General features: G+C 41.0%; 7 protein-coding genes and 1 pseudogene. 6 read left to right on the top strand and 2 right to left on the bottom strand.

Annotation, left to right across the window (positions count from 1 at the left end):
• The first annotated feature begins 8 nt into the window (after positions 1-8).
• The 6 genes and pseudogenes from hsdR to QUD79_RS17310 all read left to right on the top strand — a co-directional run bounded on the left by hsdR (position 9) and on the right by QUD79_RS17310 (position 10,186).
• Positions 9-2,318, top strand: a pseudogene (hsdR, locus tag QUD79_RS17495) (EcoAI/FtnUII family type I restriction enzme subunit R).
• 1 nt (position 2,319) lies between these two features.
• The gene (locus tag QUD79_RS17290; protein ID WP_184424279.1) at positions 2,320-4,116 is read left to right on the top strand and encodes an AAA family ATPase; all 1,797 of its coding nucleotides are present in this window, start codon (positions 2,320-2,322) and stop codon (positions 4,114-4,116) included.
• A gap of 3 nt (positions 4,117-4,119) precedes the next feature.
• Positions 4,120-5,622: a class I SAM-dependent DNA methyltransferase gene (locus QUD79_RS17295; protein WP_184424280.1), complete on the top strand. Its 1,503-nt coding sequence runs from the start codon at positions 4,120-4,122 to the stop codon at positions 5,620-5,622.
• A 2-nt stretch (positions 5,623-5,624) separates the two neighbouring features.
• Entirely contained in the window at positions 5,625-6,779 is a 1,155-nt protein-coding gene (locus QUD79_RS17300) for a restriction endonuclease subunit S (RefSeq protein ID WP_184424281.1), read from the top strand.
• A gap of 9 nt (positions 6,780-6,788) precedes the next feature.
• Entirely contained in the window at positions 6,789-8,171 is a 1,383-nt protein-coding gene (locus QUD79_RS17305; RefSeq protein WP_184424282.1) for a Shedu immune nuclease family protein, read from the top strand.
• Between the two features lie 62 nt (positions 8,172-8,233).
• Positions 8,234-10,186: an ATP-binding protein gene (locus QUD79_RS17310; RefSeq protein ID WP_286289285.1), complete on the top strand. Its 1,953-nt coding sequence runs from the start codon at positions 8,234-8,236 to the stop codon at positions 10,184-10,186.
• Positions 10,187-10,334: 148 nt separating this feature from the next.
• Here QUD79_RS17310 and glmS read toward each other — a convergent pair whose 3' ends face one another.
• Positions 10,335-12,167, bottom strand: coding sequence for a glutamine--fructose-6-phosphate transaminase (isomerizing) (gene glmS, locus QUD79_RS17315; RefSeq protein WP_184424284.1), 1,833 nt, complete (start codon positions 12,165-12,167; stop codon positions 10,335-10,337).
• 34 nt (positions 12,168-12,201) lie between these two features.
• A complete protein-coding gene (locus QUD79_RS17320) occupies positions 12,202-12,963 on the bottom strand; it encodes a DeoR/GlpR family DNA-binding transcription regulator (protein ID WP_184424285.1) in 762 nt (253 codons plus the stop codon).
• Positions 12,964-13,004: the final 41 nt, after the last annotated feature.

A 13,004-nucleotide genomic window follows, 5' to 3' on the forward strand; every position in this document is an offset into this window, starting at 1 on the left:
AGAAGGGAATGGCATCAGAGGCAGATACAAGAGCAAATTACATTGACCCAGCGTTAAAAGCCGCTCATTGGCAACCTAACAATATCATTCGGGAGCACTACTTTACCGATGGTCGTAAGCTTGCAGGTGGTGTACGTGGTCGTCGTTGTTTTGTCGATTATCTGCTTCACAAAGACAATCGCTACCTTGCAGTTGTTGAGGCAAAGAAAGAGTCTGAGCACGCAACCAAAGGCCTTCAACAAGCTATAGACTATGCCAAAAAGCTACTCGTTCGCTTTGTTTATTCAAGCAACGGTAAGCAAACGTATGAGTTCGACTTGGAAACAGGCAAAGGCGACTACGTTGAGTTTTACCCAACTCCGCAAGAGCTTGAGAACCGCTATGCAGACGTTAACTCTGATCTAGGCCAGCAACTTCGTAATGTGCCCTTTCACTTAGAAGGCGCAATGCAGCCACGTTACTACCAAGAATTAGCGGTACATGCTGCTACAGATGCCATTGGTAAAGGTAAACCACGAGTGCTTTTAACGCTTGCTACCGGTACAGGTAAAACCTTTATTGCCTTTCAAATAGTTCATAAGCTTTTCCAATCTCGTTGGAACAAAGAAGCACCTGGTAGTCGACGGCCACGAATATTGTTTTTGGCTGATCGTAATATTTTAGCCGACCAAGCTATCAATACTTTTAACCCCTATGAAAAAGATCTTATCAAGATAAACGGTGAGGAGGTACGCAAGCGTGGTGGAATCGTACCAACCAATGCACACATATTTTTTGCTATTTAACAAGCTATTGCTGAACGTGAAAATATCGAGGGTTATTACAAAGCTTACCCAAGAGATTTTTTTGATCTAATAATGATTGACGAGTGTCACCGAGGCAGCGCCAATGAAGCGGGTTCATGGCGAGCTATACTCGATCATTTTGGCAATGCAGTGCACGTAGGTTTAACAGCAACACCGAAACGAGAAGCCAACGTTGATACCTATGATTACTTTGGGACACCCGCCTTTGAATACTCATTAAAGGACGGCATAAACGATGGTTTCCTAACGCCTTACCGCGTAAAGCGGGTGCGCACCAATCTCGACGAGCTGGTGCTAACTAAAGATGATCAGGTGGTCGAAGGTGAGTCTGGGCAAGACGTCTATCAGGTGGAAGATTACGACAAGAAGATCATTGTTGATGAGCGCACAGAGCTCGTTGCAAAAGCCATTTTGGACAATATCAACCCATTAGAAAAAACCATCGTCTTTTGTGAAAACCAGAATCATGCACTCACTATGCGCGACATGATCAATAAACATAAAAAAGTTAAAGACCCACATTACTGCGTTCGAGTAACCAGTGATGAAGGCAAAATTGGCCGCGAGCTGTTAGAGAAGTTTCAGGATAACGACAAAGACATCCCCACTATTATTACCTCCTCGCAAATGCTCACTACTGGTGTTGATGCTCGTAACGTGCGAAATGTAGTCCTTGATAGAACCGTAGGCTCAATGGTGGAGTTCAAACAAATTGTAGGTCGAGGGACCCGTGTTTTTGATGGTAAGGACTACTTTACCATTGTTGATTTTCGAGGTGCCACCAACAAGTTTTACGATAAGGACTGGGATGGAGAGCCTGAAACACCAGAGCCCGGTGGAACTGGTGAGCCTAAACCACCTCCATATACTCCAAAACCACCTGGAGAAGGTCCACTACCCGAGCCAGGAGAGCCAAAGCCTCGACTAAAAGTGAAACTTGGGAGACATCGTGAGTTAAAAGTAATCGACGTTGAAACCCGTTATATTGATGAAAATGGTAAGCCACTCACTGTTCAAGAGTTTGTTGAACGCCTGATAAGTCAACTACCGGGGCTGTTTAAATCGGTTGAAGAACTAACAAACATTTGGTCTGACCCTGATGAGCGTGAAACTTTGCTAAGCAAACTCATGCATGCCGGCTTCGACAAGGAGCAACTGACCACTCTACGGCGTATGTTCGAGGCTGAAGACTGCGATATTTTTGATTTGTTGGCATTCTTAGCTTTTGAACAACCGATGGCCACACGCAAAGCGCGTGCTGATAACGTGCGTAAAAACAGCCAATTTTTCAGCCAATACCAGCAAGAAAAAGCACAAAAGTTTCTACATTTTGTGCTTAACCGCTATGAACAAACGGGCAGCACCGAGCTATCACGAGAGCGCTTACCTGCACTTATTGAATTATCAGGTTTAGGTACAGTTAAAGATGCCTCTTTAGCTTTCGGCGGCAAACCAGCCTACTTGCTAACAGCATTTAAACAATTACAACATCAGCTTTATCATGTGAATTAAAATGGAATTAACATTAGCACCAAACCCGCTGCACAGTGAGCAGCAAACATTACATATCAACAAGGTGGCAACCTTAATTGGTGAAAATGGCTGCGGTAAATCCAGCATTTTACAATCGGTTTTCGAGCAACGATTAAATAGACGTGCTCACCAGCACTTAAGCGTAGTTTGCTTTTCTTCAGGTCAAAATGAAAATTACTCGGAGAAATTTAGTTCTTATCTTAGCAGAGAGCGCCAGGCGGGCCGAGGCCTTAATTTAGAGTGCCTATATTTCGACAAGCCTTGGTCAAAACTTTTAATCTTCTTAGCCACAGCGATCAAACGAAATGGCAAAGTTCGTTCGTTTTTAAATGATAGGGGTTATGTAACCGAATCCGAGGATGGGCGCGACGATAGAACTACTGTTTTAAAATGCTCATTTAAAGTCACCAAGGATTATGCCGAGCGTGTACAGCGTGCATTAAAGGAAGAGGAAAGTGGCGAAATAAATACACTTCGAAACACACCTTATTTTAGATCCTTAGATAGCTTTATCACTGAATTTTATTCGGATGATTACAACTTTGACCAACCCATACGCAAGCATTCGATTGAAATACCAGCAAATCGCCTTATTAATGTTTCTTTTGATTACCCAAGACAAGCTGAAGCCGGCGAAGAAGTAGTAGAAGCAGGGGAAGTAAATGCTCACGCTCAAAACACAACGTTTGACCCTGAAGTAAGTTTTTTCACGCAGGCCGCAGACAATGACTACTTTATTGATAAACAAGGCTACAAGCTAACTTTTAAAGATGGCTTAGAGCTTGATCAACTAAGCGATGGTGAATATCAACTCCTCTTTCTTTACGCATTGATAGACCTTTTTGATGCACCAAACACCTTATTTTTGTTTGACGAAGCTGACTCTCACCTTCATTACAAAAACGTTGAGAAACTGTGGTCACTATTGCACAGCATACAAGGCCACGCGATTACTACTACCCATTTGTTGGACTCTATTTCTGCAAAAGAAAACCGCATTGAACACCTTAAGGTCGTTGAAAATGGGCGCATCAACGATGACAACAAAATTAAGCAATTGATTAACAGACTTAGTGTACTTTCTCGTGCAAAGTCTGTTGAATTTGAAGTGTGTGGTAAATTGCCAAATATAGCTTTATTAGACGACTATAACGATTGGATTATATTCACCAAACTCGCTGAACGAGCAGGTTTAGATGTAAGCAGACTAACTCCCGTCCATGCAATGAAGAAGTCATCAAGTTACGCGACTGCGAGCGAAACATTTGCCAAAGGCAAAATAGATTGGCTACATGGCTTGAGTAAGGTTGAGTCCCAACTAACCACAACTAAAATATTCCTGATTTGTGATAGAGACGAAGCAGCATTAGATTGGAACGCGCGTGATGGTGTGCAAGTTAATGGACGAATTTATCGTGATTTATTGGCGGCAATCCAATGGCCGCGTGGCACCAACATTTCACCATACCTGTTGGCTTGGAAACGCCGCGAAATCAAAAATTACTTGCTTTCACATACAGCACTGTCACATCACAACGTACTAGCTGCAATCAACAACCCAGATATTGCGCAGCGAAATCACTTACAACCAAACAACTCAGGTGATAACGACGATATTCGCCGTTTGAACGCAAAAATTGTCATTGACCCACTGATCAATACCGAGGGTATCGGGCTCGACATTAACAAGCTCCAAACCTATATCGACCTGATTCCGCCAGAAGAAATCAGCGAAGACATCACCAATATGTACAATTTTATTATCGGAAAACTATAAGCCATGTCATTACAACAAAAGATTGACCGAATTACCGACATACTGCGCCGTGATGATGGCATTAGCGGTGCAATGCACTATACCGAGCAAACCTCTTGGGTACTGTTCTTAAAGTTTTTGGATGATTACGAGTCTGAAAAAGAAGATGAAGCAGTTCTGTCAGGTAAAAACTATCAACCGGTATTAGATGAAGAGCACCGATGGTCAAAATGGGCCTGTCCTAAAAACGAGGATGGCAAACTAGATATCAACAAAGTTCGGACAGGTGATGACCTTACAGAATATGTTAATAGCGAATTATTCCCTTATCTAAAAGGATTCGCCAATTCGGCTATCACAGGTTCAGGGGCAGACCCAAAGTCTTTTGCCTATAAAATTGGTGCTATTTTCCAATATTTAGATAACAAAGTTGCCTCTGGCCATACCTTGCGCGAAGTGTTGGATATTGTCGACACCCTGAACTTCCAATCTGAAGCTGAGATGTTTGAGTTATCTTTAGTCTATGAGGGGTTGCTTCAAAATATGGGAGATGCGGGTGGTTACGCGGGCGAATTTTACACCCCTCGCCCTGTAGTGAAAGCTATGGTAAAGGCTCTAGATCCTAAGCCACTTGATAAAATTTATGATGCAGCAGCCGGCTCATGCGGATTCTTAGTTGAAGCATTTGAATACAATAAGCCTAAAGAATTCAAGAAGAGAGCAGGGCGAGAACTTACAAGCGAAGAATATGACTTTCAACGCGTAGATGCGTATTGGGGCTTTGAAAAAACCTCATTGGCTTATGTAATGGGCATGATGAACATGATTTTACATGGCATCGAATCTCCCAACCTATTCCGTGGTAATACCCTTACTCAGAATATCCGTGATATTCAGGAAAAAGACCGTTACGACATTATTCTGGCTAACCCTCCTTTTGGTGGTAAAGAAAAGTCGCAAATTCAGCAAAACTTTCCTATACAAAGTAACGCCACCGAATTGCTGTTTTTACAGCATTTTATGAAAACCCTAAAAAGTGGTGGCAAAGCAGCCATCGTGGTACCAGAAGGCGTGCTATTCCAAACCAACAGCGCCTTTAAGCAAGTCAAACAAGAACTGCTGGAGAACTTTAACCTGCACACTATATTAAGCCTGCCTGCTGGGGTATTTTTGCCGTATTCAGGCGTTAAAACCAACGTGTTGTTTTTTGAGCGCAGCGGCGGTACTAGCGATGTGTGGTACTACGAATGTGAGCCTGAGCAAAAGCTTACTAAAAACAAACCGATCACCGATGATCACCTTAAAGAGTTTGTTGAGCTGTATGACAGCAGAGAAGCCACCGATCGTTCGTGGACTGTATCGGCCAGCAAGCTAGCCGAAGATTATGATCTGTCCGCTAAAAACCCAGCCAAACAAAAAGATGCCGAGCACTTAGCGCCAAGCGATATCCTTAAGCAGATCCGCATCAAGGAAAAACTGGTATCTAGCCTGTTGGATGAAATTGAAGACCTGTTGGCGGAGAAATAAGCATGGAACAGGTTTTGTATTCATTACCGGACGGGTGGAAATATCAAAAGCTTAAAACACTAATAAAAATGCATTACGGCAAAGCTTTAAAGGCCGCCAATCGTATTGAAGGGGAAGTACCAGTATATGGCTCTAATGGTGTCGTAGGAAGCCATAATGAATATTTGTGGGACCAACCCACAGTTGTTATTGGTCGAAAGGGCTCTGTTGGTGAAGCAAATCTTGCCTTTACTCCTTCTTGGACAATTGACACTGCATACTACGTAGAAATTATTGATCACGAAGTTTTGAATCTTATGTATTTCTATTACTTTGCTGATAGGTTCGATGTTTCGTCAATATCTCAAAAAGGGGTTAAACCTGGTATTAATCGCAATGATTATTTGAATTTGAGTTTCCCTTTGCCTCCAATCAATGAACAAGAACGCATAGTCGAAAAACTCGATGCATTGCTCACCCGCATCGACTCCGCCATTGAGCATTTGCAGGAAAGCGTCACATTGAAAAATAGCCTTCTTCAATCAGCACTCGATGGTCAGTTTTCAGCTATCACTGAGAGAATGACGATTGAATCGCTGGCTGAGGTAAAAGGTGGCAAGCGCTTACCGAAAGGCGAAAAGCTAAGTGATGAAGAGACTGAGCACCCATATATCCGAGTGTCGGATTTTACAGATAAAGGAACGATAGATTTATCTGGTATCAAGTACATATCGAAAGAAATCCACGAACAAATCAAACGCTATGTGATTTGCAAGGACGACCTTTATATCAGTATTGCTGGGACTATCGGTAAGACAGGTTTCGTTCCCCCAGAATTGGACGGTGCAAACCTGACAGAAAACGCTGCTAAGTTGGTTATCAAAGATAAACAACAACTAGATTTAAGCTACCTGTATCTGTTTACATTGACCTCTGATTTCTCTGCGCAGGCAGGGTTAGCGACCAAGACAGTTGCACAGCCTAAGTTGGCGCTAACTCGTTTAAGCAAAATTGAAATCCCAATGTGTTCATTGGAAGAGCAGAAGTTATTGATATCAACGATTGAAGCACTCAAACGTAAAATTCACGACGCGGAAACAGTCCTTCTAGGGAAAATGGATGACTTAAAAAGCTTAAAAGCATCAATTCTTGATTCCGCCTTTAAAGGCGAGCTCTAAGGAGGGAGTATGGCGAGGTTATTACCAGGGGATTTTACGCCTGAAGATTTGAATATTGATATCGAAGAAGTATTTCCGAATTGTATTGAGGTTTTTTACACACCAAGTATTAGTGATTTAAAAGATGCTGGATTAGATACCCAAGATTTAAGTCTGCACAAAAGAAAAATAGCCGAAATTAGTGGTCAGGATCATTACATTTCTGTCTACCCCATATATACCTTGCCAACCCATCCGGACTACCTAAAACAAAAGTATGAGCAAATTAATGTTATCACCATAGTAATAGACATAGACACTGCTCCATATTCGAAAGAAGAAGTCATAGATGTATTACAGATGCTACCAGCAGGCTTCATAAAAGATATTCGATATGGCTTAGGGTTAACAAAAGAGTATCAAGCGATCATTTCAGCTATTGAAGACCATTCTGATCACCAGTGTATTGTGATAGGCTCTGAGGAAACTGGTGATTCAGATTATGAGTATTTTCATCTAAACATGAATGATTATGATGAAATGCGCTGCTCATGTAACCGCATTACCGAAAGAGCTAGGAAAGCAGCCCGAATAACAAAATCCGCAACCACATATAATCATCTTGCCTATCGATTAGGAGTGGAGCAAAAACCATTGCCTACCAATAACGACGCGATTAGCAAAATGCTTAGGATAAAAATAACGAATAGTGATAAGCAAGCGGCCATGAACATGGTGACAGAAGACAAGTCAGCGGTAAAACAAACTGACTCTGTGACCTTGGCTAAGTTAAAAAGTGATATCGAACTTGTATCACTTGAGCGACTGATTACTTCCTATGCAGAGCTGCTTGATAAAAGAACGAAAGAAGATACATGGCAAGAATTGTTTAATCAAAATCCATTTATTTTGAGCTTAGCTTTTGGTTACCCAGCAATAAAAATATCAGATCAAGCCAGTATCGGTGGAAAGCGCTTGAGTGGTGACGGTGAAAAGATTGCTGATTACCTAATAAAAAATGGAATGACAAATAACCTTGCGCTGATTGAAATTAAGAAACCGTCTTCGGCATTGTTGAACAAAACAGCCTATAGGGGTTCTGTTTACTGCGCATCAACAGAGCTAACAGGCTCAGTGACTCAAGTACTCGATCAGTGCTATCAACTTCAACAAAACATCGCCACAATAAAAAACAATAATCGACTGTATGATATAGAGTCTTATGCAGTGCATTGCATTTTAATTATTGGAAGACTGCCTGTGAATGACGACGAGATAAAGTCTTTCGAGATATATCGCCGTAATTCAAAAAACGTACAAATTATTACCTTCGATGAGCTACTCCTCAAATTAAAACAATTACACGAGTTCCTCGGTAATGACAGCGATAGCGACAAGGACACTAGCTTATGAGCTTGCAAACAAATTTAAAAGGCCGTTTACGGAATACATCTTTGCCAAAAAGTCACGGTCTTATGCCAGTGTTCGAAGCTGTAGTGAATTCAATTCAATCTATTGAAGAAAAAGGGGCAACCACAAATCGCAAGGTTACACTTCAGATTAACCGTTCACCGCAGAACAGCCTCAACCTAGATATAAAGTCTTTACCTCCTATAGTGGGTTTCACTATCGTTGATAATGGTTGTGGCTTTGATGAAGATAACTTCAGGTCTTTTGAGACGCTCGATTCAGATCACAAAATTGCTAAAGGGTGCCGTGGTGTTGGACGACTGATGTGGCTGAAGGTATTTGATTTGGTTGAAGTACAAAGTCACTTTGTAAGCGATGAAGGTGAGCTTAAACTACGAAAGTTCAACTTTGATGCAAAACTTGGTGTCCACCAAGAAACAGTATCGTCTGCGACCCAAAGCCATACTGGTACAAAGATAAAACTCGTTGGCTTCGATGACAGTTATCGAAAACAAGCTCCTATCAAAGGCGTATCCATCGCAAACCAGCTGCTTGAACATGTACTCTGGTATTTTGTACGTCAAGGCAGTGCACCGAATATACAGGTTGAGGACAATGGAGAAGTTTTCGACCTAGATAAGCTATTAGAAGAACATATGCATTCAAGTGCATCCACTGAAACAATTAAAGTTCGTGAATATGCTTTCGAATTGACCCACATAAAATTTCGTGCGTCGGTTAACAAAAAACACCAATTGGCTCTTTGCGCTGCGAATAGACTTGTTAAAGAAGAATCTATTCAGGGTAAACTTCCTGGTTTATATGGGAAAATTTCAGATACTACTGGTGACTTTATCTACACTTGCTATGTGTCTTCAGAATACCTAGATCAACATGTTCGAAGTGAGCGTACATCTTTTGATATAGCCGAAGATGTAGAAGGGATGCTAAACGATGTGAGCTTTAAAGACATTAGAGAAGCTGTCTTAGCTCGTGCAAAAGAATACTTAAAAGATGTATTAGCGGAAAACGTAAAATCTGGCCGAAAACGAGTAGAAGACTTCATCAATAATCATGCCCCCCGTTACAGGCCTATTGCAAATTATATACCTGAAGACCTATTGATTGTTGATCCCGATAAGTCAGATAAAGAGTTAGAGTTACATCTTCATGCACAATGGTACGAAGTTGAAAGCCAGTTAGTCAGTGACGGGCATGACATCATGAAACCTCACAATGAGGATCATATTGAAGAATATAAAGTGAAGCTTGGTGAATACCTGCAAAGAGCTGAAGACTTAAAGAAATCAGATCTTGCCAATTACGTCTCGCATCGAAAAGTCATTATTGATTTACTCCAAAAGTCTATTGAGCGTCTAGATAGTGGTAAATACGCCCGTGAAGATTTGATTCACGAACTGATTATGCCAATGAGAAAAGACTCTAGTGAAGTATTGTTTGATTCAAGCAACCTATGGCTTATAGATGAAAGGCTAGCATTCCATAATTATTTAGCTTCCGACAAAACATTCAATGCTATGCCAATCACAGATAATGACTCTAAGAAGGAGCCAGATCTTCTTAGCTTGAGAGTTTTCGATAACCCTATTCTAGTTAACGATCAAACAAGTTTCCCTTTGGCTGCCATTACGGTAATAGAGATAAAACGCCCAATGCGCAACGATATGCGAGAAGGTGAAGACAAAGATCCAATAGACCAAGCATTAAGTTACTTGGAAAAAGTTCGCGAGGGAAAAGTAACAACTAAATCAGGTCGCCCAATCCCTGGAAATAATGACATTCCTGGTTATTGCTACGTACTTTGTGACTTAACTGAGTCGATGCACAAGCGATGTCGCAGAGCAAACTTGAGGATTACTTCGGACGGAATGGGCTACTTTGGATATAACGAACCATCTCATGCTTACATTGAAGTTATAACTTTTGACCAACTCGTTAAGGCTGCAAAAGAGAGAAATAGAGCTTTCTTTGACAAACTTGGGTTACCAACCAATTAACTAGCACAACAAAAAGCAGGCCTATAATTTGCGGCCTGCTTTTTTACGAAGATCTACTTTCCAACTTTGTTTGTCACTTTCCATCCTTGTTTATAACTTTCCAACTTAGTTTGTATGTGACATCAACATTAGTTAACGAAAAGCTACCTTACTCAACGGTGACTGATTTGGCTAAGTTTCTTGGCTGATCAACGTCTGTGCCCTTAATAATGGCAACATAATATGAAAGTAGCTGTAACGGTAAAGTATACACAATCGGGGCTATTATATCGTCACAGTGCGGTACGTTAATTACTGTCATGGTGTCATCACTTTCGAATTTAGCGTCTGTATCAGCAAATACGTACATTAAACCACCTCGGGCGCGTACTTCTTCAACGTTTGATTTAAGTTTTTCAATCAAGTCGTTTTGTGGTGCAACTACAATAACCGGCATTTCAGCATCGATTAACGCTAACGGGCCATGCTTTAATTCGCCTGCAGCATAAGCCTCAGCGTGAATGTATGATATTTCTTTTAGCTTTAAAGCACCTTCCATTGCTATTGGGTACTGATCGCCTCGACCCAAAAATAATGCATGGTTTTTATCAGCAAAGTCTTCCGCTAAGTCTTCAATAGAGTCAGCTAAGGCTAGCACTTCATCAAGTTTATTTGGCAGCATCATTAATGATTGGGCGATGTCTTGCTGCATTTGCTCAGTCATTCCATGATGTTGGCCAATCGCTAGTGTCATCATGAGTAAACCAACAAGCTGTGTGGTAAATGCTTTAGTTGATGCTACACCTATTTCTACACCTGCTTTGGTCATAAATGCCAAGTCTGATTCACGTACTAGTGATGAGCCTTGTACGTTACAAATGGTTAAGCTAGCACGATAACCTAAGTCTTTAGCTAAACGTAATGCTGCTAGGGTATCAGCAGTTTCACCTGATTGAGAAATAGTGACAATAAGCGCATTTTTTGGCACATGAGATTTGCGATACCTAAACTCGCTCGCTATTTCAATATTACATGAAACACCAGCCATAGCCTCTAACCAATAACGCGCAACCATGCCTGAATGATAACTGGTACCGCAGGCAATAATTTGTACATGTTCAATTTCTTTAAAAATATCGTCGGCACCTTCGCCAAAGCTATTATTATCTAACTTACCACCAACTAAGCGTCCTTCTAATGTATTGCGAATTGCAGTAGGTTGCTCATACGTTTCTTTTAACATGTAGTGACGGTATTCACCTTTATCACCACTGTCTTGGCTAATGTCGTGCTCTTTAGCTTCACGCGTTACTGCTTCACCATTTTCGGCAAATACATTAACGTCATAGCGAGTAACTTCTGCCACATCGCCTTCTTCAAGAAAAGCAAACTTACGAGTAACGGGTAATAACGCCATCATGTCTGAGGCAATAAAGTTCTCACCTAAACCATAGCCAATTACCAAAGGACTGCCTGAACGTGCAACAACAAGACGAGTATTATCATTGCTGTCCATTACAACTGTGCCATACGCGCCATCTAGCTGTTTAACTGTCGCTTGTACTGCAGCAACCAAAGTAGCGGCTGTTTTTAATTCATGGTGTACTAAATGCGCAATGACTTCAGTGTCTGTTTCAGAAGAAAAGTGATAGCCCAATGCTTGTAGTTTTTCTTTCAGATCTTGGTGGTTTTCAATAATGCCGTTATGTACAACAGCAATATTCTCACTCGATACATGAGGGTGAGCATTAATTTCACTTGGTGCGCCATGAGTTGCCCAGCGTGTATGCGCTATGCCGGTACCGCCAGATAATGGTTCATTTTTAAGTGCATCAGCTAATTCTTGTACTTTACCTAATCGGCGCGCGCGTTGTAGTGTTTTGTTATTATTTATTATTGCAACGCCAGCAGAGTCATAGCCGCGATATTCTAATCGCTTTAAGCCTTCTACTAATATATCTGCTACATCACGCTGTGCTACAGCGCCTACAATTCCACACATTTTTGTAATCCTTATTAATTGGGGTGTTGTTACTCTATTTAGCACAAACTAAATTAACGCCCTGCGCTATTAGCTTTTCTTTTATTTCTAATGAAAGGTCGTCATCTGTTATTAAAGTATGAACTTGTGTCCATGGTATTTCTAAATTAGGGATTTTTCGGTTAAACTTTTCTGACTCAATCATTACAATAACTTCTCTTGATACCGCAGCCATTACTTGGCTAAGCCCTAGAAGCTCGTTGAATGTTGTAGTACCACGTTCTATATCTATGCCATCAGCACCAATAAATAATTGATCAAAATCATAAGAGCGCAATACACTTTCTGCAACTTTTCCTTGAAATGATTCGGAATGAGGATCCCACGTTCCACCGGTCATCAATAATGTGGGTTCATCTTCCAATGCATGAATATCAGACGCAATGGCTAATGAGTTAGTCATTACTACTAAGCCATCTTTCTTACCAAGTTCTTTTACTAATGCCGAAGTAGTACTGCCACTGTCTATAATAATACGGTTATGATCTCTAATTAAACTTGCCGCTTTTTTTGCAATAGCAACCTTTCGTTTCGAAACCTTTTCATTTTTAGGCTCTATCAGTTCAGTTGGTAATGAAACTGCACCACCGTATCGTCTTAACAGTAAACCACTGTTTTCTAACGCGGCTAAATCTTTTCTTATTGTTACTTCAGATGTTTCAAACTTTTTCGCTAACTGGTCAACACTTACTTCACCATGTTGGTTCAGGTCAGTAATGATAATATGGCGGCGTTGTTTAGTGTTTCTTTTAGACATACCTTTCGATTGACCACTTTAAATTTCAAAACGAAAGATAT

Source organism: Thalassotalea piscium (genome assembly GCF_030295935.1).
In the GTDB taxonomy this organism is placed as follows: Bacteria; Pseudomonadota; Gammaproteobacteria; order Enterobacterales; family Alteromonadaceae; genus Thalassotalea_B; species Thalassotalea_B piscium.